General features: G+C 49.3%; 22 protein-coding genes. 7 read left to right on the top strand and 15 right to left on the bottom strand.

Annotated features, from left to right (window positions below):
* Positions 1-298: 298 nt before the first annotated feature.
* Positions 299-1,390 (top strand): AI-2E family transporter, encoded by a 1,092-nt coding sequence (locus tag LLH06_RS15615; RefSeq protein WP_228170223.1) that lies wholly within the window; start codon positions 299-301, stop codon positions 1,388-1,390.
* A gap of 80 nt (positions 1,391-1,470) precedes the next feature.
* Here the strand turns inward: LLH06_RS15615 and LLH06_RS15610 are convergent, their stop codons facing one another.
* Positions 1,471-2,427, bottom strand: coding sequence for an MBL fold metallo-hydrolase (locus LLH06_RS15610; protein ID WP_228170222.1), 957 nt, complete (start codon positions 2,425-2,427; stop codon positions 1,471-1,473).
* A gap of 78 nt (positions 2,428-2,505) precedes the next feature.
* Between LLH06_RS15610 and LLH06_RS15605 the strand changes: the two genes are divergently transcribed.
* Positions 2,506-2,808 (top strand): hypothetical protein, encoded by a 303-nt coding sequence (locus LLH06_RS15605; protein WP_228170221.1) that lies wholly within the window; start codon positions 2,506-2,508, stop codon positions 2,806-2,808.
* An 83-nt stretch (positions 2,809-2,891) separates the two neighbouring features.
* Positions 2,892-3,554 carry an MgtC/SapB family protein gene (locus LLH06_RS15600; RefSeq protein ID WP_228170220.1) on the top strand — a complete coding sequence of 221 codons (663 nt, stop codon included), beginning with the start codon at positions 2,892-2,894 and terminating at the stop codon, positions 3,552-3,554.
* Here LLH06_RS15600 and dacB read toward each other — a convergent pair whose 3' ends face one another.
* Both dacB and LLH06_RS15590 read right to left on the bottom strand, forming a co-directional pair.
* Positions 3,555-4,967 carry a D-alanyl-D-alanine carboxypeptidase/D-alanyl-D-alanine endopeptidase gene (gene dacB, locus LLH06_RS15595; protein WP_228170219.1) on the bottom strand — a complete coding sequence of 471 codons (1,413 nt, stop codon included), beginning with the start codon at positions 4,965-4,967 and terminating at the stop codon, positions 3,555-3,557.
* Positions 4,939-6,387: an APC family permease gene (locus tag LLH06_RS15590; RefSeq protein ID WP_228170218.1), complete on the bottom strand. Its 1,449-nt coding sequence runs from the start codon at positions 6,385-6,387 to the stop codon at positions 4,939-4,941. The genes dacB and LLH06_RS15590 overlap by 29 nt, the downstream gene beginning before the upstream one ends.
* A 280-nt stretch (positions 6,388-6,667) precedes the next feature.
* On the opposite strand from LLH06_RS15590, the gene LLH06_RS15585 reads away from it, so the two are divergent.
* The 4 genes from LLH06_RS15585 (at position 6,668) to LLH06_RS15570 (ending at position 11,120) form a co-directional block, all read left to right on the top strand.
* On the top strand, positions 6,668-8,902 hold the full coding sequence (locus LLH06_RS15585) for a sodium-translocating pyrophosphatase (RefSeq protein ID WP_228170217.1): 2,235 nt from the start codon (positions 6,668-6,670) through the stop codon (positions 8,900-8,902).
* 393 nt (positions 8,903-9,295) lie between these two features.
* Positions 9,296-10,072, top strand: a complete 777-nt coding sequence (locus tag LLH06_RS15580) for a TlpA disulfide reductase family protein (protein WP_228170216.1) — start codon at positions 9,296-9,298, stop codon at positions 10,070-10,072.
* Positions 10,073-10,247: 175 nt separating this feature from the next.
* Positions 10,248-10,907: a CatB-related O-acetyltransferase gene (locus LLH06_RS15575; RefSeq protein ID WP_228170215.1), complete on the top strand. Its 660-nt coding sequence runs from the start codon at positions 10,248-10,250 to the stop codon at positions 10,905-10,907.
* A 36-nt stretch (positions 10,908-10,943) separates the two neighbouring features.
* A complete protein-coding gene (locus LLH06_RS15570; protein ID WP_228170214.1) occupies positions 10,944-11,120 on the top strand; it encodes a DUF6496 domain-containing protein in 177 nt (58 codons plus the stop codon).
* Between the two features lie 73 nt (positions 11,121-11,193).
* Here the strand turns inward: LLH06_RS15570 and LLH06_RS15565 are convergent, their stop codons facing one another.
* The 12 genes from LLH06_RS15565 to LLH06_RS15510 form a co-directional block, all read right to left on the bottom strand.
* Complete coding sequence (locus tag LLH06_RS15565) at positions 11,194-11,712, bottom strand: DUF2911 domain-containing protein (protein ID WP_228170213.1); 519 nt, start codon at positions 11,710-11,712, stop codon at positions 11,194-11,196.
* A gap of 39 nt (positions 11,713-11,751) precedes the next feature.
* The gene (locus tag LLH06_RS15560; protein WP_228170212.1) at positions 11,752-12,726 is read right to left on the bottom strand and encodes a Gfo/Idh/MocA family protein; all 975 of its coding nucleotides are present in this window, start codon (positions 12,724-12,726) and stop codon (positions 11,752-11,754) included.
* Entirely contained in the window at positions 12,726-13,724 is a 999-nt protein-coding gene (gene mgrA, locus LLH06_RS15555) for an L-glyceraldehyde 3-phosphate reductase (RefSeq protein ID WP_228170211.1), read from the bottom strand. Before mgrA ends, LLH06_RS15560 begins: the two co-directional genes overlap by 1 nt.
* Before the next feature lie 102 nt (positions 13,725-13,826).
* A complete protein-coding gene (locus tag LLH06_RS15550) occupies positions 13,827-15,125 on the bottom strand; it encodes a bifunctional folylpolyglutamate synthase/dihydrofolate synthase (RefSeq protein ID WP_228170210.1) in 1,299 nt (432 codons plus the stop codon).
* Positions 15,126-15,247: 122 nt separating this feature from the next.
* Positions 15,248-16,069, bottom strand: coding sequence for a cell envelope integrity protein TolA (locus tag LLH06_RS15545; RefSeq protein ID WP_228170209.1), 822 nt, complete (start codon positions 16,067-16,069; stop codon positions 15,248-15,250).
* 10 nt (positions 16,070-16,079) lie between these two features.
* Complete coding sequence (locus tag LLH06_RS15540) at positions 16,080-16,478, bottom strand: ExbD/TolR family protein (RefSeq protein ID WP_228170208.1); 399 nt, start codon at positions 16,476-16,478, stop codon at positions 16,080-16,082.
* A complete protein-coding gene (locus LLH06_RS15535) occupies positions 16,478-17,194 on the bottom strand; it encodes a MotA/TolQ/ExbB proton channel family protein (RefSeq protein WP_394800334.1) in 717 nt (238 codons plus the stop codon). The genes LLH06_RS15540 and LLH06_RS15535 overlap by 1 nt, the downstream gene beginning before the upstream one ends.
* Positions 17,194-18,636 carry a hypothetical protein gene (locus LLH06_RS15530; protein ID WP_228170206.1) on the bottom strand — a complete coding sequence of 481 codons (1,443 nt, stop codon included), beginning with the start codon at positions 18,634-18,636 and terminating at the stop codon, positions 17,194-17,196. The genes LLH06_RS15535 and LLH06_RS15530 overlap by 1 nt, the downstream gene beginning before the upstream one ends.
* Before the next feature lie 45 nt (positions 18,637-18,681).
* Complete coding sequence (locus tag LLH06_RS15525) at positions 18,682-20,517, bottom strand: TonB-dependent receptor (RefSeq protein ID WP_228170205.1); 1,836 nt, start codon at positions 20,515-20,517, stop codon at positions 18,682-18,684.
* Positions 20,518-20,538: 21 nt separating this feature from the next.
* The gene (locus LLH06_RS15520; RefSeq protein WP_228170204.1) at positions 20,539-23,604 is read right to left on the bottom strand and encodes a tetratricopeptide repeat protein; all 3,066 of its coding nucleotides are present in this window, start codon (positions 23,602-23,604) and stop codon (positions 20,539-20,541) included.
* A gap of 182 nt (positions 23,605-23,786) precedes the next feature.
* On the bottom strand, positions 23,787-24,149 hold the full coding sequence (locus LLH06_RS15515; protein WP_228170203.1) for a response regulator transcription factor: 363 nt from the start codon (positions 24,147-24,149) through the stop codon (positions 23,787-23,789).
* A 449-nt stretch (positions 24,150-24,598) separates the two neighbouring features.
* Positions 24,599-25,033, bottom strand: coding sequence for an RNA recognition motif domain-containing protein (locus tag LLH06_RS15510; protein ID WP_228170202.1), 435 nt, complete (start codon positions 25,031-25,033; stop codon positions 24,599-24,601).
* Positions 25,034-25,106: the final 73 nt, after the last annotated feature.

The following is a 25,106-nucleotide window of genomic DNA, read 5'->3' as shown; positions in this document are numbered from 1 at the left end:
CATTTCAGGTCATTAATTATCTGATATCCGCATTTTAGTCCTTCTGTGGACATCGTTAGCGAGCCTGAGAAGCTGATCTTTAGATAAAAGCTATCTCACAGCTCTTTCGTTGTATCGAAATAAGTTTGGAAGAGGACCGGCCGGCTGCTCAAGGCTTGGAGCATCTTGAACTGTTCGGTGTTCAAGAGATAGAAGTTTTAAACGCTGAATGGTAAAAGCCTGTGTAATAAAAACATTACATAATAAAGCTTGTTGACCGCTAAGATCCGTTAATATGAACAAACTTATATAATTGCCCATGATCCTTAAAGATGACCTGCCTTTCTATGCCCGCCTTGCCTTTGTACTGATCGGTGTTCTTGCTCTTGGATTCCTGATCATTTTAGGTAAAGAGCTGCTTGATCCGCTGATGTTCGGTTTCCTGTTCGCGATATTGCTGTTGCCGATAAGTAATTTTTTGGAACGTAAACTCAAATTGCCACGCAGTATGGCAGGTTTTGTTTCTATACTGTTGATGATATTGTTCATCAGCGGCATTGTTTATCTGGTAGGCACCCAAATTTCTAACCTTGCGCATGACTGGCCGCTCCTTAAGGAACAGATCAATAAGTCGGCCGTGGATATCCAGCTATGGGTACAACGTACCTTTCATGTCAATGTAGAAAAGCAGATGGTATATGTGAACGACACTACCGACAAACTGGTAGCATCGGGTACCACGGTAGTAGGTAGCACTTTCGGCGCGTTGTCCTCATTAGTGTTATTCTACTTGTTCATTACCATCTTTACCTTCCTGATCCTATTCTATCGCCGTTTACTATTCCGTTTTATCCTGTACGTATTCAGGGAAGAAGCTACACCTATCGTGCATAAAGTGGTCGAGAACATTCAACTGATTCTGCGTAAATACATCTTGGGTTTGTTGATCGAGATGCTGGTAGTTGCTGTGATCACCTGCGTAGCTTTTTGGATCATTGGTGTTAAATATGCGATGCTATTGGGTATCATCACCGCATTGTTCAATATTATCCCGTACGTGGGCATCTTTTCTGCCTTGCTGCTGAGTACGCTGATCACTTTTGCTACTGGTGCGGTAAGTAAGGCCGTGATAGTGGCCATAGTTGTGGTAGCCATTCACGCGATCGATGCCAACGTGGTATTGCCAATGGTAGTGGGCTCAAAAGTGCGTTTGAACGCGCTGATCACCTTTATCGGTATCGTACTGGGCGAGATGCTTTGGGGTTTATCAGGTATGTTCCTGTCTATTCCGGTGATCGCCATCTGCAAGATCATCTTCGACCATATCGAGGGTCTCCGGCCGTGGGGCTACCTATTAGGGGGCGATTATGAATACAACCGCGTAGCTCAGGAAGAAATGAAAACGGAGTGATCCCGTTGACATATAGTACAGAACAGCCACGAGGACACGGGTCCTCGTGGCTGTTTGCTTTAGTTGACTTTTAAAAAAGTCTAAAAGAGCAATTGCTTGCCCTGCTTCGGGAATACCAATTGTAACCCAAGTTCGTTTTGAGCTTTTAGCTGCCGTTGGATCATGAGTATCTTGCTTTGAGGTGGCTTTACGTGCGTTACCATTAGTTTAAAGCCTTTCATATTTCTAGCACCGGCATAGCCTGCCAGTACCTTCATTTCCTTGTTCAGCCAGTTAGGGGTCAGGTGGCCGAACAGGTTCTTATCCGGCTGCTGGTTAGGGAAGGACACCTCGATCAGCAGCGCTTTAAGCTTACCTGCTTTTACTATTGGTGCGATCGCTTTCCACAGGTTATTCAGGTTCTCGCTTTTCTCGATCTCGTCAGGGCCGGTATCACCCAGATATAAGAGATAGTTATCTTTACTGTTCACCAAAAACGCGGTGCTTTGCAAATTGGAATGGCTAAGCGGAAATGACCGGACCTTGAGAGAGGTATTCGGAACACTCACTTGTTGTCCTCCGGTCATCACCTCGTACTTGTACTTGTTCAGCTGTGGCTTTTCGCCCTCATTGGCAAAGTTGGCCCAGCTTTTCCAAGTGAAGTAGTAGTTCTTGAAAGCCTCGATGCAGTCGGCGTTGGCATAAATAGCTTTCGAGGTGTCCTCCGGCGAATTGATCACCAGGCCGCTCAAGTGATCCAAATGAGAGTGCGAGATAAAGTAAGCTTTGATCAGCCTGCGTTGTGCATCTTCAGGGGTACCATTCAATGCCTTGTTGGCAATGGCACGCTCCAAACCGTGATGTATGGTGCCGGCATCAAGGCAAATAAAGCGATCATCAGCAACGGGCGCCACCATATATGCCGAAAGGTCGCTTTCATCAACACCGCCCTTAACGCCTAACGGCACCACCTTGAATGAGGGAGACTGAGCGTTAGCCGCAGGTTGGGTCAGCGATATAATGGCCAGGCAGCAAACGATAGCGTAAAGCTTTTTCATGCCCTAAAGTTAACCATCGGTAATAAATTTATGCTATGGCGAACCATACCATCGTAAAAACCTAATTTTACGCCCGATATGAAAGCGATCAGATACATAGCCCGCTTTATGGTGAGGCTATTTTTCATAATGCTGCTGGCAGCCGGTGTGGCGCTTATACAATATAAGGACAAGATGCAGCACCTGGGCTACATTAACCTGTACCAGTGGCAAAATATATTCCCGCTGTTGCTAATGCTAAGCTTTATTGGTCTGCTGATCACCTGCACGGTCAAAAAGTTCCAATACACTGATCTCAACCTTTTGCTGATCGTTAATGCCGTGATGTTGATCATCTACGGTATGGCGGTGTTCTGGCGGGTATCTGCCGCAATAGGGTAGCGATCGATACTGCTTTCTACAATTCTTTAAAACATATAGGAGTGTATAGACGTGAATTATCTATGATCTCCTTGACACAGATAATGCTTCGGATATTGCTTGCCTGTTTAATGGGCAGCGTGATAGGTCTGGAGCGGCAACGCCGCGACTGGACCGCAGGCCTGCGTACCCACATGCTGGTTTGTATGGGTGCTGCATTGTTCATGCTCGTATCGATGCATGGTTTCACCGATGTTGTCGGTCAAAAAGGGATCGAGCTTGATCCGTCGCGCGTGGCCGCGCAGGTGGTGAGTGGTATTGGCTTCATTGGCGCAGGTACCATCATGTTCGTGCGGCAACAAGTGATCAAAGGACTGACCACCGCGGCCGGCCTTTGGACGGTAGCGGCGATCGGATTGGCGGTTGGCGGAGGCATGTACGGAGCTGCGGTATTGACCACTGTGTTGGCCCTCATCATACTGGCGCTGATCAAACCCCTGGAGCTACGATACTTTAAGGCAGGGCAAACCGACCAGATCCGGATAAGCATCCAACACGGGAACACACTGGTGGACCAATTAGACCCTTTACTGAAAGAACTTCACTTAGGCTATACTCACATCGACCTTAAAAAGGTTGAGGACGGTACCGATGAGATCAGCATCACGCTGGTCAAACAGGATGTCAAGAATGTGAACAAACTGCAAGTGTTACAACAGATTCGGGCACTCGATGGTGTTCAAAAGGCAGAGTTCATGCTGCAATAGCTATTTCAGCTCGTCCAGTACCTTGAACAGCTTTTGCCTTACCGCAGTGGTCGAACCTGTGTAATTGTTGATAATGGCCGAAAAGCATAGTTTACGTCCCTGGTGGGTCTGGTAACCGGCGTAGGCCACAACATCGGCAATGGTACCGCTTTTCATGTGCATATTGTTATACAAAGGCAAGCTTTCGTAAAAAACACCGAACCATGGCTGATCGGCCGCAGTGCGGAGTATCTGTGCCAGCGCGCTGGTAGTGATACGGTCGCCGGGCGACAGGCCGCTACCGTCATAAATGTTCAATGCAGCGCTGTCTATCCCCTTAGCTTGCCAAAAGCTTTTCACGGCAGACACGCCCCCTCTGGTCGATACCTTTTTACCGCTCCGCTGTGCAATGGTCTTGATCAACTGCTCCGCATAAAGGTTGATACTCTTTTTATTGAGCCAGTACACGATCTTTCCCAGGTCTGGCGAATTGATGGATGTGAGGGTCTTGCTCATGGCCGGCAAAGGCAGGTTGGCGGCTGTTAAGGTGGTCACTGATACCGGTTCCCCACTTATGGCAATGCCTATGCGCTTCAGGGTATCGCTTAAACGCCAGGCCGCATCGTAAGCCGGGTCGGTCATGGATACAGATATGCTTTTCTCGGCCTTATCGGTAGAGTAGGAGCCACGTACGTACATGTTCTTGGTACCCACAGGCACGTAGGCGTAAGAGTGGTCGCCCGTACCGGGCGCGCCGGTGGTCACCTCACTCCTAAAGTCGATGTAAGGCATGGCTGGCGAGGTGCCGATCACCTTTACAGGATTGCCAACGGTGCTGGTCTCGTATTTGATATCAAAAGTGTTCTCGCGCCAGCAAAGGGCCGATGCGCCTGCGCCGTAGTAATTACCCACATCCTGCCAGATCCAGCCGTCAGGAACGGCCTGCGTATCAAATAGCGAATCATCACCAATGATGCGCCCATTGATCTTTTTGATGCCGGCCTTCTTTAAAGCGGCCACCAGTTGGGTGAGAATATTATTTTCCTTGGTTTGTGGGTAGCGCCAGCTGGCCAGGGTAGGGTCGCCGCCACCTTTAATGATCACATCGCCATTAAGCGTTCCGGTGGCATCAATGGCGCCGCTATAGCCAAATAGGGTCTGAAATTTAAAATCGGCTCCAAGTACGTTGAATGCCGTGATCGAGGTTAACGTTTTCAGCGTCGATGCCGGTGCCAGCCCCACATTGGGGTGGGCGCTGAACACTTCCTTACCGGTCTCTGCATCCAACACCGTTAACGATATGGACGCATAGCGGCACTGGCTGTCCTGCTGTAGCCGGTCTAACGCGGTCTGTAAGTTCTTCTCCAGGCCTTGTGCCCGGGTAGTGGTTTGAAATATTAACGAACTAAGTACGATCAGGGACAGTATCCTCATGCTTGCTGCTGCTTTTTGAGATGTAATAAATAGGTATGCCTATCAGCACAATGATCAAACCCGGCCAGGTGTATTGTGGTTTGAATTTTATGAGTAAAATGCAAAAAGCTATACCCATGATCACATAAATGGCCGGTAATACCGGGTAGCCAAAAGCTTTGTAAGGGCGAGGAGCATCAGGGCTTTTAACGCGTAAGATGTAAATACCGATGATGGTAAGCACGTAAAATATCACCACCACAAAGGATATCATATCCAACAGGTCGCCATATTTACCGCTCAAGCACAATACGCTGGCCACCACACATTGTATCCACAAACCGAACTCGGGCACTTGGTTATCATTCAATTTAGCAGCTTTGCTGAAGAACAAGCCATCCTTAGCCATGGTATAATACACCCTTGCACCTGCCAGGATCAGGCCGTTATTACAGCCAAAGGTGGATATCATGATCATAACCGCAATGATCAACGTGCCGACGTTACCGAATATGACGGTTGAAGCCGCTACGGCCACGCGGTCCTTTTCGGCTGTGGCGATCTCATTTAGCGGAAGCACCGAGGTGTACATCACGTTGGCCGATACGTAGATCAGCGTCACGATCATCGTTCCCAGGAATAAACTCAGACCGATGTTGCGTTGAGGGTTCTTCATCTCGCCGGCTATGAAGGTAACGTTATTCCATGCATCACTACTGAATATAGAACCCACCATTGATGCGGCTATAGCACCCAGCGCGCCGGTGATGGTCAAGGCGGTTATGCTGCCGTCTTTAGCTAAGCCGTGCATATCCCAGGCGTTGGTCCAGTTGGCGGTCCAAACATCGCCACGGGCCATAATAAAGCCAAAGGCGATCAAGCCAAAAAGACTTAACAGCTTAGTAAGGGTAAAGGTAGTGGTGATCAGTTTTCCGCCCTTAACACCGCGGGTGTTGATATAGGTGAGCAATATGATCGTAATGATAGATACCACCTGTGCCGCACTCAGCGTGAAGGTATAAGTGCCGATCGGCATGCTGAACAGGATATTCTCCTCACTAACGACCGGAAAAATGTAGGCCGCGAATTTGGAAAAGGCCACCCCCACGGCAGCAATAGTTCCGGTTTGGATCACGGCAAAAAAGCTCCAGCCATACAAAAAGGCGATGAGCTTGTTATACGCCTCTTTCAGGTATACGTACTGCCCGCCTGCTTTGGGGAACATAGCGCTCAACTCGCCATAGCTAACGGCCGCGGTAAGGGTCATGAAACCTGTGATGAGCCAAACGGCGATCAGCCAACCTGATGAACCTACATTGCGAATAATGTCAGCGCTGACAATGAATATCCCGGAGCCGATCATGGATCCGGCCACCAGCATGGTGCCATCGAGCAGGCCGAGTTCGCTCTTAAGCTTAGGTTGAGAATTAGTAGGTTCCATCAATAATTTGGGGTTTGAAGCCCTAATCTATCCAAAAATGTTGGGAAAGCACTGTGGTAACGAAAATATTAAGAGGCTAAAATGATCTAATCCGTGCCTGCACGGCTGACCATACCACGTGGACGTGGAGAAGAACGGGCCGGCGATCATCCCTGATCACGGGTGGACACCATTTAACCAAATTATCTTTTGCGTTGATATGCAGGCTATTGCTTTATTCAGTTATTTTTTTCGCACATTCGTTATAACCAATCATAACTTTCTTAAAACCAACTAAATTATGGATCTTCTGTACCATTATCTGATCTATTGTATACCCTTAGTGGGTATCATTGGCCTGTTGGCCATGGCAGTGAAATCGGCTTGGGTGGTCAAGCAACCATCGGGCGATGCAGGCATGAACCAATTGGCAGGCTACATTGCCGATGGCGCCATGGCCTTTTTGCGTGCCGAGTGGAAAGTGCTCAGTTACTTTGCGGTGATCGCGGTCATTTTACTGGCTTGGTCGGGCACTACAGTGCAAAACTCGAGCCCGGTGATCGCGGTATCGTTCCTGATAGGGGCGTTCTTGTCGGCTTTTGCAGGGTATTTGGGTATGCGCATTGCTACAAAAGCCAACGTGCGTACCACCGAGGCTGCCAAGACCAGTCTTCCTAAAGCACTTAAAGTATCGTTCATCGGCGGCACCGTGATGGGCCTTGGCGTTGCCGGTTTAGCGGTACTGGGTTTGGGTTCGCTTTTTATCTTATTTTATCACTTGTATGTGGTCAAGACCGGCGGTAACGTCAATGGCGAGGCCATGTCAAAAGCATTGGAGGTATTGGCCGGCTTCTCTTTAGGTGCTGAATCTATCGCCTTGTTCGCGCGCGTGGGCGGTGGCATTTACACCAAAGCGGCCGACGTAGGCGCCGACCTGGTAGGCAAGGTGGAGGCCGGTATACCAGAGGACGACGTGCGCAACCCCGCCACCATAGCTGATAATGTTGGCGACAACGTAGGCGACGTGGCCGGCATGGGCGCCGACCTTTTTGGCTCGTATGTGGCCACCATCCTGGCGACCATGGTCTTAGGTCGCGAGATCGTATCCCATGACAATTTTGGCGGCATTGCCCCGGTGTTATTGCCCATGGTGATCGCCGGGATGGGGCTGATCTTTTCGATCATTAGTGCATCCTTCGTTCGCATCAAGACCGAGACCGATAGCGTGCAGAACGCGTTGAACATCGGTAACTGGTCGTCCATATTGCTTACAGCGATTGCCACCTATTTTGTGGTGCAATGGATGTTACCTCAGGGGCAATTCCACCTGGTACGTGACGAGGCCAATGGCGTGATCAAAGCTGGTGCACTGGTATTTGATCGCATGGGGGTATTCCTGTCCATTGTGGTTGGGCTGGTGGTAGGCACGCTGATGTCGATAATTACCGAATATTATACGGCCATGGGCAAGCGCCCGGTCATGAGCATTATCAGGCAGTCGTCCACCGGTCATGCCACCAACATCATCGGTGGATTGTCGGTAGGTATGGAATCTACCGTACTGCCGATCCTGGTATTAGCGGCAGGTATCTATGGTTCTTACCATTTTGCCGGCCTCTATGGCGTGGCTATTGCGGCCGCGGGTATGATGGCCACCACGGCCATGCAACTGGCTATCGATGCCTTCGGTCCTATAGCTGACAACGCCGGAGGCATTGCTGAAATGAACCAATTACCTGAGGAAGTACGCCACCGTACCGATAACCTGGATGCGGTAGGTAACACTACAGCGGCCACAGGTAAAGGCTTTGCCATTGCTTCCGCTGCCTTGACCTCGCTGGCCTTGTTCGCCGCTTTTGTGGGCGTGGCTGGTATCGATCACATCGACATATATAAAGCCGATGTATTAGCCGGGTTGTTCGTGGGTGGCATGATCCCGTTCATCTTCTCCTCGCTTGCAATTGCCGCAGTGGGCCGTGCGGCCATGTCAATGGTTGAGGAGGTGCGGAGACAGTTCAGGGAGATACCGGGCATTATGGAGTATAAGGCCAAGCCTGAATACGAAAAGTGCGTGGCCATTTCGACCAAGGCATCCATCCGCGAAATGATGGCTCCGGGACTGATCGCGCTGATCACGCCGATCATCATTGGCTTCGCCTTTGGGCCTGAGGTACTGGGCGGCCTGCTGGCCGGTGTTACGGTTTCGGGTGTGCTGATGGGCATCTTCCAAAGCAATGCCGGCGGCGCTTGGGACAACGCCAAGAAATCGTTCGAGAAAGGTGTGGTGATCAATGGCGAGACCTTTTACAAAAAATCAGACCCGCACAAGGCATCTGTTACGGGTGATACGGTGGGCGATCCATTCAAAGATACATCAGGGCCATCCATGAATATTCTAATAAAACTGATGTCGATCGTGTCATTGGTAATCGCTCCGCATTTACACCAGGAAGTAGGAACGAGTAAGCACATTCAGAAAGAGCTGGATCTGCGGTCGAAGGTTCCTCATCATATTTATGTAGATAAAAACGCTTGAATACAATATCAACGAAGCAAAAGGCTGTACTGACCGTACAGCCTTTTTTATTTGGTAGAAGTAATGAGGCTGTTTAGTCGCCTGTACCGCTATCTAATGCATCAGCTCGATCAATATTTCACATTTTAACCGTGGCGAAAGTGCCCACGCATTGGGGAAGCGGGGAGTTGAGGTAGCGAGTGTTGGGGAATATTTCCCCCGGCGATAAAAATGTCGCCTGGCTTAACAATTTAACGATCGGTAAAATGTGGGGTCTCATTTGGCGAAAATGAGGCGTTTTGGCAGGCGTTTCTTGTGAAAATGGCAAAAAAGGCCGTTTTGAGCAGTGGGGCGTATTTTATGGGAACAGCGTTTGCCTATACCTTAAGCATAACACCCCTAATAACAATAACAATGAGAACACTGCTTTACACCATCGCCCTTTTACTTACCGTGACCTTCGCAAAGGCCCAGACCAGCACCTCAGGCCCGCAAAAAGTATATCGCCTGCCACGTTTGGACGAGCGCTCGGTTATACTGGACTCAGCAGGACGTAAAGTGGATTACACTGCCTGGACCACCTTAGTGAACAGCGGCCGCTACGAAGTAAAGGTAGTAGTGATGGAGAACGGTAAAGGCGCCTTGCGTTTAGTAAAAATGAGCAAAGCTGCAAGAGATGCCAAGTTCGCTAAGATGGGTAAACCGGCAGAAAGCCCGTTCTTCACTACCGGTCAGGCCTTCGGCAAAAAACTGAAAGAAAAAAGCTATGCCGGTGAGCAGTGGACCAATGAGAAACTAAAAGGCAAGATCGTGGTGATGAGCTTCTGGTATGTGAACAACATCCAATGCCGTCAGCAATTGCCAGACCTGAACGAACTGGCCGTAACTTACAAAGCAGATGGTGACGTGGTGTTCCTGTCCGTACCACTGGATGATAAAAAAACGGTAGAAGAGTTCCTGAAATATAGCCCACTGGCCTACCAGCACCTGGAGAACGGCAAAGAACTGAGCAGCAGGTTAGGCGTAGTTGGTCAACCGACGGACGTAGTGATCGATCAGCACGGCTTGGTACAATACCACACTACCGGTTACAATGCCGCTAATGCTTACTGGATCGGCAAGACCATCGAGACGCTGAAGACCACCGCAGGTGCAGCCGATGTAAAGGAACTGACCCTGGCCAGCAAATAAGCCAGGCGCATCAGCAACATAGAAACAAAGAGAACAACGAACAACACAAAGCAGTGTAAAGCAAAAAGGGCCGCATCAATCGATGTGGCCCTTTATATTTTAATATGCTATCTGTGATACCTGATATCCTCCGAGCAAATTGTCTAATTTTGCCTTACACCAAATTATCTAAGTTATGCTGCAAGGTCCTGATCCTCATAAGATACATCCGTTAGAGCATTATCCTAACCTGGTGTTCCTCAAAAATATCATCACCCGCCCCAATATCATCGTGGGCGATTATACCTACTATGATGATACCGTGGATGCCTATAACTTCGAGAAGAACGTCCTTTACCATTTCGAGTTCCTGGGCGATAAGCTGATCATTGGTAAGTTTTGCGCTATTGCGAGTGGCGCAAAGTTCATCATGAATGGCGGTAATCATGAGTTAGCGCCTGTCTCCACCTTCCCCTTCGCCATTTTTGGCCATGGTTGGGAGGCTGTACATGAAGGGGCCGACCTGACCACCAAGTATCCGCACAAAGGTGACACGGTGATCGGTAATGATGTATGGATAGGCCACGACGCTATGTTTATGCCGGGCGTAAAAGTAGGTAACGGTGCCATCATAGCTACCCGGAGCGTGGTAACGCACGATGTGCCCGACTATGCGATCGTTGGTGGAAACCCGGCCAAGGTGATCCGCATGCGTTATGACGAGGATACGATCAGCCGCTTGCTCAAGCTGAGGTGGTGGGACTGGGACGCAGAGACGATCACCCGTAATGTCAAACTCATCAACTCCAATGATCTGGACGCACTTGAACAGGTGGTCAAAACTTTTGCACCATAGCCATAGTTATTCATATAACATAAACTGATATACACCATGGCAAAATATTCAGCAAAGGCTCAGGAAAAAGTGGGGGAGACCATGCATGAGATGAAAGAAGGCAAACTGAAAAGCGGCAGCGGAAAAAAAGTGACCAGCAAGAAACAAGCGGTAGCCATTGGCCTGTCTGAAGCACGTAAGGAAGGTGCCAAAGTACCCAAGAAGAAAGACTGATAAACGGTCCTATAAAAACAAGAAAAGCCATGCATTTGCACGGCTTTTCTTGTTTTATCTTGAATTTTACAGCTTATTTCACTTTGAAAGCCACTAACTTATCGCCCCAGGCAAAGCTGATCTTTCCGGCTGGGTCAACCATAAATTTCAGTTGCTCCACAAAGGCTGCCGACTTACCGGTCTTCACGGTCACGCGCAATACGTCGTCAGCTTCTTCATATTTGGTTCCCCAGTTCTTGTTGTCCTTATTAAAGATAATGGTCCACTCTTTTTCACCAGGAATAGTGTACAAGGCATATTTACCAGCAGGGAGGGCCTTGCCTTCTACCTTCACATCTTTGCTGAACTCAACGGTAGTGATCTCGTTGGCACCAGTACGCCACCATTTACCATAAGGAGCAATGTCGGTACCGATGGTACGACCTTTTACTGATGGCTGGCTGTAGGCCACTTGTACGGCTGTGCCGTTGTTCAAGGTAGCTCTCACGGTATCCGGAGGACTTGGGCGTGGCTTTTTAGGCTGCTGGGCCGATGCCGTGATAGCGGCCATCATGAGGCCAACAAATGCGAATTTTCTGAACAGGTTCTTCATGTTATCAAAATGAACTTTTAGTTTCGTTTATAGATACGATCAATTCGTGGTAAAAGTATCTATTATTTTCATTAAAGTGATCGCTTCATCAATGGTGCAAGGGTTAGCTTCCTCGCCGTTCAGGTAACCTACCACACTACTGATCATAGGGTGCTGAATGTTCTCGGGGTGCTCAAACTCAAATACCTCTTCGCGTGGCCCTACCTTTACCGTGACCGATGTGCCGAACACCGCGAAGCTGATACTGCCTTCGCTGCCAATGATCTCGCAACGGTCCATGTTCTCATTTTCGGCCACATTGAAGCACCATGAACCGTTGAACACGGTGTTATTGGCGAACAGTATCGAACCGGTCACATGATCGTCGGCGGGAGTATCGCCTGATTGGTTGAGGCTAAAGCCCTGATAACGGAGCGGCTGACCAAAAAAGTACAGCATCAGGTCGAGTTGATGAGGGGCCAGGTCATGGAAATAACCACCGCCTGAGATGTTTGGGTCGGTACGCCAGTTGGGTGCGTCTTTGGTCACTAATGCAGGCTTACGGCTTTGCCATAAACGCATTTGTATGGTGCGAACATCACCTATCGCTTTGTTATCCAGTAGTTCCTTCACTTTCAGAAACATGGGTAAACGGCGGCGATAGTGAGCCACCACCAGTTTACCACCGTAAGTGCGGGCGGCCTCGGCCATGTGCTGGGCTTCTGCGGCGTTCATGGCAACAGGCTTTTCCACATAAACGGCCATGCCTTTTTGAAGGGCGGCCAGCGTGTATTCCAGGTGCGAAGACGGCGGGGTGGCGATATAGATGGCGTTGATCTCGGGGTCGTTGAATACCTCATCGGCATTGTTGTACCATTTACCTACGTTGTGACGGCTTGCGTAATCGGCAGCTTTTTCAGCATCACGACGCATCACGGCCACTAACTGGCTACCCGTCACTTTGTTAAAAGCTGGTCCGCTCTTTTTTTCGGTCACGTTGCCGCAGCCAATGATACCCCAATTGATATTTTGCATTATGGTCTGTTCTGTAAAATGTTCTCTATCTGGTTCAGTTCTTCTGCTTCAAAATGGGTGTTTTGTAGGCATTTAAGCGAGTCGGCCAGTTGCTCGGGCTTACTGGCGCCGATCAGCACTGAGGTGACCCGCTTGTCCTTCATTAACCAGGCCAGCGCCATTTGAGCAAGCGTTTGGTCACGGGTGATGGCTATATCGTTCAGTTGCCTGATCTGTGCGATCTTTGCATCAGTAATGGCCTCTGTTTGCAGGTGGCCTGAAGCCTTGGCGGCTCTTGACCCTTCGGGGATGCCGTGCAGGTATTTATTGGTAAGCATGCCTTGCGCCAATGGCGAAAAGGGAATGCAGCCTACACCTTCCTGCTCCAATACATCGAGCAAGCCGCCTTCTACCCAACGTTCGAACATAGAGTATTTAGGCTGATGGATCAGGCAAGGTGTGCCCAAACGCTTTAAGATATCGATGGCTTGTTTAGCTTCGGTGGCCTGGTAATTGGATATGCCTACGTAAAGCGCTTTACCCTGGCGGACGATAAGGTCTAACGCACCCATGGTCTCTTCTAAAGGCGTATCAGGGTCGGGGCGATGGTGATAAAAGATGTCCACATAGTCAAGTCCCATGCGCTTGAGGCTCTGGTCCAAACTGGCTACCAAGTACTTTTTGGAACCCCAGTTGCCATAAGGGCCGGGCCACATGTCATAACCTGCTTTGCTCGAGATGATGAGCTCGTCGCGATGTGCGGCAAGGTCCTTTTTAAGCAGGATGCCAAAGTTCTCTTCGGCCGAGCCATATGGCGGACCATAATTGTTGGCCAGATCAAAGTGGGTGATGCCGCTGTCGAACGCCAGTTGCAGGATCTTGCGGTAGCTCTCGAAAACATCCACACCACCGAAGTTGTGCCATAGGCCCAATGAAAGTGCCGGTAGTTGGATGCCGCTATTGCCGCAGCGACGGTAGGTCATTTCCTCATATCGTGAGGCTAAAGGTAGGTAGGCCATGGTAGTATGTTAGGTGCATCGTTCATGGCTGTAACTTGTGGTATGGCCTCCAAAAAAGGACCATTTCCAATCGATCATGAGCCCTGAACTTTCCCAAATATATCAAACTATTTCGGCCACCACAAAGGTACTTCCACCGGCAAATACCAGGTCGCGGTCGGTGGCCTTTTGCTGGGCGGCTTTCAGTGCTTGTAATACCGATGGGTACACTTCGCCCTGCAGTCCTACGGCCTGTGCTTGTTCCTGAAGGCTTTCGGCTTCGAGACCACGCGGCAGGTCGGGCCGGCAAAAGTAGTACGTAGCGTTTCGGGGAAGGAGTTTAAGCACCTTGGTGATATCCTTATCGTTCACCATACCTAACACAAAATGCAGGTGGTCAAATTGAATGGCCGCTATGTTCTTCAAAACCTCTTGTATGCCGTCGGGGTTGTGGCCGGTATCGCAAATGGTGAGCGGGTGCGTGCTGAGTGTTTGCCAGCGTCCTTGTAATCCGGTCAGCGTCTTGACCTTTGCCAAAGCCTGCTTTACCTGATCAGTGGTTATCACAAAGCCCTGCTTATTGAGTTCTTCAACAGCGAGCAGTACGCTTTTCACGTTCTTTAGTTGGTAAGTTCCGGTAAGGTCAAGTTGCAGTTGATAGGAGGCCTGTGCATTAGCTTGTGCTGGAACAACGGTCACATTGCGTAGCGCCTGATCAGCAGGCTGATCGTTTTGTATGATCCCAAAATGATCTGACGCGAATCTGATATCAGCGTGTTGAGCAGCCGCTTTATCGATGAAGACCTGTTCTATTTCATGTTGGCGCTCACCAATGATAACGGGGATGTGCGGCTTGATGATGCCAGCTTTCTCACCTGCTATTTCAGGGAGCGTATTGCCCAGCATATTCATATGATCCCAGCCGATGTTGGTAATGATAGATAGCAAAGGCGTGATCACGTTGGTGCTGTCCAACCGGCCACCCAAGCCTACCTCTATGATGGCGATATCCACCTCGTGGCGAGCGAATATATCGAACGCAAGGGCTACTGTCATTTCAAAAAATGAGGGCTGTATAGCATCGATATGGGCTTGTTGGTTGGCCACAAAGTCCACCACTTCGGCCTCGCTGATCATTTCGCCGTTGATGCGTATGCGTTCGCGAAAATCTTTCAGATGAGGGGAAGTATATAACCCGGTCTTATAACCGGCCATTTGCAACACCGCGGCCAGCATATGCGAGGTAGAACCCTTGCCATTGGTGCCACCTATGTGAATGCTTTTGAATTTGTGTTGCGGGTTATCCAATACCTCGCACAACGCCAGCGTATTGGTCAGGTCCTTTTTAAAAGCCGACGCACCCACCCTGGTGAACATGGGGAGTTGAGTGTATAGATATTCGAGGGTTTGCTGGTAATTCATGATAGCGTTTGAGACCGTCATTGCGAGGCACGAAGCAATCTCTGTAAGATTCATATGACCGACCGGCCTCCGCAGAGATCGCTTCGTTCCTCGCGATGACGTTGGATATAATAAGAGCTGACTTACTGTACTTTGAAAACGAACACCACGGTACCCTGCTGCAGGTCGGGGCCGTTGTCTAACGAGTTAAGGCGGGCGCGTTTTACCGCATCCTCGCACTTGTCGATCAGGGCCTGATCGGTTATGGTGGTACCACGGGCGCCGCCACGGGCATAGGTCACGTTGCCATCCTTATCCACGCGGATATCTACCACCACTTTACCGGTACGGCGGCTATCGTCACTTACCGATGGTTTGCTAATGAAGTTACGCTGAGGCATGCCGGTAAGGTTACCGCCGTTGCCTGAGCCTGTGCCATCATAATTGTTGGTGAGCGTGGTGCCGGTGGTCTTCCCCTGGTTGCCCGGCGTGTTGCCGTTGCCATCTCCTTCGCCGGTACCGTTATTGGTCTTGCCTTTAAATATCGCGTTCTGGTTGATCGTCGGTTTTGCCGGCTCTTTAGTGGGTTGCTGCTGAGTTGTTACCGCTTTTTCCGGCTTTTTGTTGGCCGCTATCTCCGGAGCATCTTCCGTATTTTGGGTCACTACATCCTGGCTGGTGTTCTCGCTGGGAGTTACCTGCTCAGTAGGAGGAGCGGTGGTCACCTTATCAGGGCGGGTATTGTTGGCCTGTTCAGCTACCGAAGGTTCTTCGGTGCTCATATAGTCATCGCCCATGCCTTCATCTACGGTGCCATAATTCACCAGGATGCCGCCGGTGCCGTCCTCTTCTTTGGCCGGGTGCTGAAAGACAATAAAGTAGCTCAGGCCGATCAGTATGGCCATGATCACGGCCGTTGCTGCAAATGCCTTAGGGTAATTATTCTCTTCCTGACGATGGTCCATGAGCGATCGATCACTTAGGCTGTGTAGCCAATACCAATTTGATGTTCAGCTTTTGCGCAATATCCATTACCTGTACCACATCCTGTATGGCCACGGTGCGGTCAACGCTAAGCACTATCGTGAGTTCTTTTGCCATGTTCTTGTAGCCCTCTAAGGTGGCTTGCAAGGCATCTACCGGAACTTCCTTTTTTTCAACGTAGTAACGCAGATCTTGTGTCACGGCCACATTGATGGTCTTTTTTGATACCGCCTGCCCTGATGACGACTTCGGTAACAAAAGCTTGATCACGTTAGGGTTGGTCACCGTAGAGGCGATCAGGAAGAACAGCAGCAAAAAGAACATAATATCATTCATGGCCGAGGTGTGTACCTCAGCCGATGCACGGCTATGTTTTTTACGGAGATTCATTATCTGCTGGGTTCTTCTAACATGTCAATAAATTCGATGGCATCGGTCTCCAATTTCAGGATCACCTTATCTACCATCATGTTCAGTACGTGGTAACATACGTAGGCCACGATACCCACTAACAGACCAGCGGCCGAGGTCACCATTTTTACGTACAGACCACCTGAGATGGCACCCATACTGATATTGTCGGTCTTGGAGATGTTATAAAAGATCTGGATAACACCCGCAATGGTACCCAGGAATCCGAACATGGGAGCGATACCTGCAACGATACCCAGGATGCCGATGTTCTTTTCCAGTTTAGACACTTCCAGTTTACCGATGTTCTCGATAGAGCCTTCGATATCCTTGATGGGGCGACCGATACGTAACAGACCCTTTTGCAACATGCGGCCAAGCGGCGAGTTGCTGTTACGGGCCACCGCGACGGCCGATTCCAGTTTACCAGCAGTGATGCTGCTGCGGATCTGTGACATCAGGTTCGATTCGTCCTTACCAGCTTTGCGGATGGTAAAATAACGCTCGAAGAAGATCACCAGGCCCAGTACGGCTAGGATACCGATCGGGATCATTACCCAACCACCTTTCATGATGAGCTCGCCGAAGCGGAGGTCCTCAACAGGGGCGGCAACAGGCGTTGCTACGGTTTGTGCGGCTTTGTTAGCGGTATCTACGATCTGCTGAGCTGTATCTTGCAACAGTACTAATAACATCATTTTTTAGCTTTTTTTCTTAGAGTTTCCATGTACAACTTCCAGCTCAATACCTTTTTCTGAGTGATGAGTTGCTTCCTGTATTCCTGACCTTCGGGCCAGGTAGCAAAATAACCCAAGGCTACTTTAACGGTACGTCCGGTGTTCTCGAACGCTGAAGCATCGATGCCGGCGGCATGATATCGTGCAGCTGCCTCGCGGGCAAGCTCCCAGGTACCGTATGAGCCGCCAATGAGTACAAAACGGTAATTGTTAGGGTTGGTCAGTTCTTTGCCTTTGCCAGCTTTAGCAGGTGTTTCCACCTCGGGCGCAAATTCGGTCGAAGCAGGTAGTGGAGTGGCTCGAGCCATCCCTGATATCGTGGTCTTGGCGCTATCGACTTTCAAACTATCGTTAGAAGGCACAGCTGTAGTATCGGTGGTCAGTACCGGGGCCGCAACAGATGGTGTGACCTTCACCGAGTCGGTGCTGGGTGTCACTACATCCTTTTGAGACCTTTCAGTTCCTGCGACCCTGCCTTGCCGGGGATAGAACATGACAAGGCCCGCAATAACGACCGCGCCTACGATCAGCGCCATTAACCAAGGGTTCTCGTAGAACTGCTTGGCTGGTTCTTTCTTACCTGGCTGAGGGTACTGGTCAGGTACCGGTGCCGCTGCTTTTGGCTGAATTACACGAGCCGGTGGCTCGGGCGTGGCAGGAGGAGTACGTGGAGTGTCGTTCTGGTTGCGGCGCATAAGCGGCGACACCTGCGTAGGTGTGTTGACCACCTCCGGTACCTCCACAGGAGTCACAGCGCTTACTGGTGTTTCTTGTACAGGAATAGCAGGAGTTACCTCAACAGGTTGAACCGGCTCGATAACAACTGGTGCTTCGATCACAGGCTCAGGAACAGGTGTTGGCTCATGACTTACTGGTACCACTGGCTCCGGCACTTGTTGTACCGGTGTTGCAGGAGGCACAACTTCCTGAGGTGCCGGTGTAGGTACTTCCGGCTGGTTGAACGGCTCGTTCAGTTCTTTTTCGGCAGCAACGAGTTGAGCATTAAGATCTACCGGACTAAAGCCAAAGGTGGCCACGGTAGCGCTCATACGCTTATCAGCCCTGAAATGCAATTTATCGCCATCCTTCGATAGCCAGCCTAAGCCGCCTAACAAAGCTTCGCCGATCTCGGCCTGTTGAAACAGGTTCTGTAAATATTTATCAATGAAGTACTTGGCAGATTGCTCGGACACGTTGGCTCGAGATACCAGGTATCTCACCAAAGAATCATCGGTCTCGGGCTGGAACTCAAAATTGGTCTGGTAGTAAGGCGGATATAGCTTGCCTTCTTCGGCGTTGTAATATCCACGCATGCGTACGCGGCTCAGCACACCTACTCGGGGTATGCTTACCGTGCCATTTTTGTTCAGTAATTCAGCTATATAAACCGACAGATCCATTGTTCAGTGCACCCAGTTGTTTTGATGACAGTTGAGCAAATATAATTAAAAACTGTAGCCCAAGCCCCCAAATATGTTAAATGCGTAGTTAGGGTAGTACAGCCAGGTCTGGTATTTGGTGTTCAGGATATTATTGGCCTGAACGAATACCGACAGTTTTTTGGTGGCTTTGTAGTTAACGCCGCCGCTCACATCAGCAAATGAACTGAGGGTGACCACCTGGTTACCGGCAATGCGGTCCTTAGTGGCACCACGGAACAGTAACGAGCCATTGATATCGATCTTATTATTGATATGGATGGCGGTACCGGCAGTAAGGCGGAACTTTGGCAGGTTCCAGGCCTCGGCCTCGCTCTTAAGCTTATAGTCTCTTACTTCTACACGGCCAAATATGTTGAGGTCGTCAGAGGCTTTGTAATCCAGCTCGCCATTGAAGCCGGTGATGTGCGAGAGGCCATTGTCATAGATCAAATTAAAGCGGTTGTTGCCTACCGGTACAGGGTCACCCGGGGTTGCAGGCTGACCGCTGATAGCGGCTTGTACATTGCTCACGAACAGTGGCAGATCTTTTACCTCGTTGCGGAAAACGGCCGCCTTAAAGCCCATGCCCGGGAAGAGTTGACCTTTCAAACCAACGGTAACGTCAAGCCTGTCAACCGAGTTCTTAATGTTGATGTTCTGACCGATGAATGGGTTGTCTTCTGACAAAGAGCGTAAAGATGTACGGTTGATATCACCCTTAGCCTCTGCGAACAGACGTACATATTTAGGCAGCACCTGGAACTCCAGCTTGGCGGCAGGGAACACAAAGAAACGGCTCGAAAAACCGAACTCCTGTACGATGTTCACCCCTGCATCGATCTTATACTTTTCGCCCTGGAACTTTAGGTAAGGGTTGGCCCTAAACAAGCTGTTGTTCAGTGAATATTGGTAGTCCTTTTGGTTGGCAACATCTAACGAGGCACCCAGCCCGGCATAAAATTGCTTGATGGTTTGGTTCAGGAAGCCACTTAATATTACGTTGTTCTCGCGCCCCTGGTAAGCGTTGCTAAATGCGTAGCCGCTCAGTTTAGCCGCATAGGTGAATGCTCGCTCAGTATCTTGGAAATTGCGGGTCAGTTCGCCTTCGGCACTGATGGTGTTGAAGTGCTGCTTGGCCGGGTCGATAGGCGCAGTGGTAAGCGTGTTATCATAACCATAGTAGTAGTTGCTGCGGCGCAGGTAGTTGATGCGACCGTTCAGCGTATGTACATCGCCAATGGTCTTACCAAAAACGCCAACCTCGGCACGGTCCTGGTTCTGTTTGGTGAGCGCCGTTCCCTGTTGGCCAAAGTACTTGGCATAAGCGCCCATTTGAAGCGCTTGGTCGGCGCCGTTGTTCACGTAAGCCTCGCCAAATAAGGTGCGCAGGCTACCAAAGCCGGCCCTTGCGAAGTTATTGAGCGGAATGGAATCACGTTCCACCGGCATCTTCATGGCCTCTAACTGGCGTATATCGCTGTTGCGGTCGAGGCGCTTGTCTAACGTAGCATAGGTGAGCGGAGCTTTGTATGGCTGGGTATCCTCAAGGTTGGGGTTACGGCGTATCTTCACCGCATCGGCCAGTACTGGCTTGTATACGGTGGTCACAACGATCTCTTCCGAAAGGCTCCCTCCGTTGTTATCAGGCGTATTGCCCGCGGTTCCACCTTTTTTAGTGGTGTCTTGTTTAACCTTAGCTGCTGCCTCCCCGATCTTGGCGGCGGGTTTTGCAGCAGGTTTGGTCGTGGCTTTTGCCGCGGGTTTAGTCGTGGTCTTTTTAGGTTGCGTTTGTGCCTGCGTGGCCGTAAAACTGAACGTTAAAGCAGTTGCAAGCGCTATATAATGATATGTTCTGATCATGGAATTAAATGGTTGGGTTGCTTACTGTTTTTTAGGAGCAGTGGTGGCCGCAGGTTTGGTGTTCTCTACAATGTCCTGCAGTTTAGCTTTGGCGGCAGGCAGAATATCGTCGTTACCTTTGTAGCCGTCTATCAAACTTTGCAGGGTGGCTTTGGCCTGGTAGGTGTCCTTCATGGCCACATAGTTGTCGGCCATTAGCAAGTAAGCTTTAGCGAACCAGTAATCATAATTATCAAATTTCTTGGTAAGGTCGAAACAGGTATTCAACGATGCCTTGTAGTTGCCTTTCATATACTCGATCTCGGCAATGTTATATTTGGCCTCGGCAGCTGCTACCGTTTTGGTGTTGGACAGCGTGTAGTTGAATTCTTTGATGGCCGAAGTAGTATCGTTGTTAGCCAGGTAAGCCTTACCCGCATACAAGCCGGTCTTGAACTTATCTTCCTCTGATGATTTTTCGTTCTCACGTACCAGCTTCACGTAGTGCAGAATATCATCCGGCATTTCCATTTGGGTGTAGCACATAAGCAGGTTATTGATCGCAAAGGTATAATCGGCCTTGTACTCTGAGTTGGTCTCCAATCGTTTCAGGAACACTACAGCCTCGTTGTATCGTTTTTGAGAGATATATAACTTGGACATGGCGATCAACGACTTCTCGGTGTATGCACTGGTCCAATCGTTCAGGATCACGTTGTAATCCTGAACAGCCTCGTCTGTACGGTTCAGGTTCACCAGTGCCTGCGCACGAATGAAGCGCATTTGCTTCTCGTAGATCGGCTTGTTCCTGAACTTGTCATAATAGCCGTTAACTGCTGACACGGTACCGTTCCAATCGCCTTTTAAGTAAAGGTTATTGGCAGCTGTGGCCATGATGCTTTCCTGTTCGGCAGCACTATAGTTGCCGATAGGCGTAGTTGTAGCATAGTTGATGAACGTTTGTGCATCACCACGGTCAGTATATATCTTCTCTATCTGTTTAAGGGCCTGACGGGCTTCCTCAGTAGAAGGATAGGTCTGTACTACCTTTTTGAACGACTCAACGGCCAGGTCGTCCTGATTGGCGTTATAGTCGATCAAACCTATGGTCACCAATGCGCGTGGCACGTAGCTGCTTTGCGGATACTTTTGTATCATGGCTTGCAGGTCGGTCTTGGCACGGTCGCCCTGATTCTTTAAAAAGTACGTATAAGCGATCTCGAAAGAGGCATCATCGGCAAAGTCAGAGTTAGGGTAGCGGGTCAGTACATCGTTCAAAGTGGCGATCTTGGTGTCAGGGCTGCCTTGCAAGCCTTGTATCATACCGCGTTGGAACAGGGCATAATCTTGGCTTTGGCTACCGCTGGCGATCAGACGGTCATAGTATGACATGGCCCTACCGTAATTCTTCATCACGAAGTAGCTATCGCCCAAACGCGCTACCGCATCGTTGATGGTGTTCTTATCCTTGGCGCCCCCGCTCAGGAAACGCTCAAAATAGGTGGCCGCTTTGCGATATTGCTCCGCACCGTAGGCGGCATAGCCTAAACCATAATTGGCATAGTTATAAACGCCCGAGTTGCGAGCTTCAGGGTTCTCCAAAAATGCTTCGAACTGCTCCACCGATTCGCTATACTTGCGCACCTCGTACATTGATTCGGCGAGCCAATAACGGGTAAGGGCCACGATCTTTTCGTCGCGCGGGTGTTGCAACGAGCGCAGGAAGATACCGATGGCGTTCTCAAAGGCACGTTCGTTATAAAATTCGAGTCCGCGGTAGTACGTAACCTTTTGATAGGCCTCCGATGCGCTCGGCGTGTTGGCCACTATAGGCTCCAGTATCTCTACCGCCTCTTTGTAATTTTTCGAGTTCAGTAACGTTTCGCCCAGCAGGATCTTGACCTCGGCCAACCTTGGCGACCGTGGATAGTTGCGCAAATAAAGGCGCGTTGCCTCGAGTGCCTGGCTGTTAAAGTCCAGTTCGTAAGAAAGCTTGGCATACTCGAACAGAGCATCCTCCTGCAATTGCTTATCAAAATCAAGCTTTGAAGCTACCTGGAACGCATTGCGTGCCGAACGCTTGTTGTTGGCCTTTAAAAAAATGGAACCCAGCGTGTAGTTACCGTTCTGGCTGTATGGGTCCGACTTGTCCACCAACTTCTCTAATTCGGTAACGGCCTTGGTGTCATTGCCGATCTTGTAGTTGGCATAACCGATCTGGTAACTGTCTTGCGAGTTCTGGGTCTTGTTCTGGTCGCCGTCCTGGAAACGGGCATAGTATTTGGCCGCGTTGGCAAAATCGCCTTTGGCAAAATAGGTGGCTGCAACGATGCGGAGCATTTCCGTCTCGTGTTGCTGCTTAGTGGTATTCAGGATCGGGATAGCGTAATTCAATACATCATCGTAGCGCTTATCTAAAAAGTAAACGGCAGTAATGTAATATGGGTAGCTGCTCTCGTATTTTTTGGAGTTCTTCAGTTTTTCGAAGTTCACCAAGGCTACATGGTAATCCTTGTTGAGGTAGGCAATGTAGGCGTAATAAAAGGTAGCATCCTCCTGAAAAGGTGAGCGGCGGTCCTTGACCTCGGCAAATTGCTCTTGCGCGTAAGGCATATCACCGGTCTCAAAGTAGGCATATCCTTTCCTGAACTTGTACTCTGTATATTCTTTACCGGTAAGCTCTTTGGCATCTATCTTATTGAACCAAAGCAACGCATCGCCGTAAAGCCGTTGTTTAGAGTAGGAGCGGCCGATCTGGTAATTGGCCAAGCGCGAAAGCGGGTTCTCAGGATGTTCTTTGATGAACTGCTGGAACATCTTAAGCGCATCATCATTGCCCAGTTCCAGCGCGCATAACGCTTCGTAATACTGCGCGTTCTCTTTCAGCAATGAAAGTTCTGACTCAAATTGGGGAGCGCTGGAAGCTTTTCCACGCGTACGTTCGATCAATCGGAACTGCTCGGCCGCGGCCACGAACTGGCCGTTGTTGAGCAGGCTGGTAGCGTTATGATAGGTATTATAAATATGATACGAGGCATTTTGCTGAGCTTTTACCGTAAGCGTGCCCAGCAGCAAAGCGCACGCAGCAATGGGTTTTAGTTTGATCATAGAGAGCCGTTAACAATGCAAATGCAAAAATGCGATCAACAGGAGGTTTAAACAACCCTGGATCGCATATTTTTAACGAAAGTAATTATTAGATGGTATAAACCTGTCTTATCGCGCTAATAAATACTTTATTAACAGCTCGTTAATTTAGTATGAGGTCACGTTGGAGCGAGCGATATAGATCATGCAGCCAATTGGCGCTCGATCTTGCTCAGCAATACGTTAATGTCGAAAGGTTTGGCCAGGAAATCATCCGGAGCGTTCTCCTGATGTAATACATCTCCCAGACTATGACTGGCTGATATCATGATCACCGGTATATCGTGCGTAGTATCGTTAGATTTCACGTGTTTGCAAAGATCACGCCCATCTAATCCGTTAAGCATGATGTCCATTAATATAAGGTCTGGTTGGCCTTCACGAATAGCGTCAAATAATTGGTGACCGTCTGAAATGGTCTTAACCTCGTATCCTGAATCCTCTAATATGAATTGCAGGACCTCTAATATTCCCTGATCATCGTCAACTGCGAGTATCCTGCTCATGATCGTTTTCATCTTGTAAGTATCGTCTTAAAAAATAAGTGGCGGGCAGCTGTCGGCCGAACTTTTTCGCGCGTCTGCTTGTACGAGTACACATTTACAATTTACAGGCCAAAATACTTTCAGAAGGTTATGTGATCAATGATGCTATCGATGGTGATGGCTTGTGTCTTTACGGAGTAATGATATGATGAAAGTTTGTTATAAGCATTGGATAAGAGAAATCTGGTGTGTGGCGTATAACTCCATACTTAACGATCGTGGATAATGTTCCAAATTTTCCACACAGCGTCGTCTTATGATTTGATCGTTGCAACTTGTATACATTGTGTATGGTAGTCGAACAGTTTACGGAGTTAACGGCCTTTTTTTTGTACAATGTGTAGTATTTTGTTACAAAAAAGGCCCCCGGGTGTCCGGAGGCCTTCATATATAAGTAGTTTCGCTTGGTATCAGCCTTCAGTGCTGTTACCATTCTTGTTGCGGTCGTAATTGCTGCTACGGTCGTAATTACCATTGCGCGGACCACGGTCTTTATTATAGTTGTTGTTACGGTTATAACCACCACCGCCGGCATTACGCTGAAAGCCACCACCTTGACGGTTGTTGTTATTGCGGTTAAAGCCACCGCCTGCAGGTTTAGGACGTTCCTGAGCCTGGCTTACCGAAAGCTGGCGGTTGTGACCAATGGTTTTTTGGTCGAGGTGACTGATCGCGTTAAGAGCCTCCTCATCATTAGGCATCTCAATGAACGCATAACCTTTGCTGCGGCCGGTCTCCCGATCCATGACCAGGTTAATGGTCGAGATATCGCCATAAGTGATGAACAAGGTGGCAATGGCGGTCTCGTCGTAATCAGGAGGGAGTTTGGCTACAAAGATCTTCATGATAAATGGAGTTGATATGCAAAGTTTAACAAAAAAACGGGTATCCGCTTAAATTATTTCAAAGCACAATGAT

Origin of the sequence: Mucilaginibacter daejeonensis (assembly GCF_020783335.1) — a bacterium.
Lineage (GTDB): Bacteria > Bacteroidota > Bacteroidia > Sphingobacteriales > Sphingobacteriaceae > Mucilaginibacter > Mucilaginibacter daejeonensis.
This window is presented reverse-complemented; position numbering and strand designations above follow the sequence as displayed.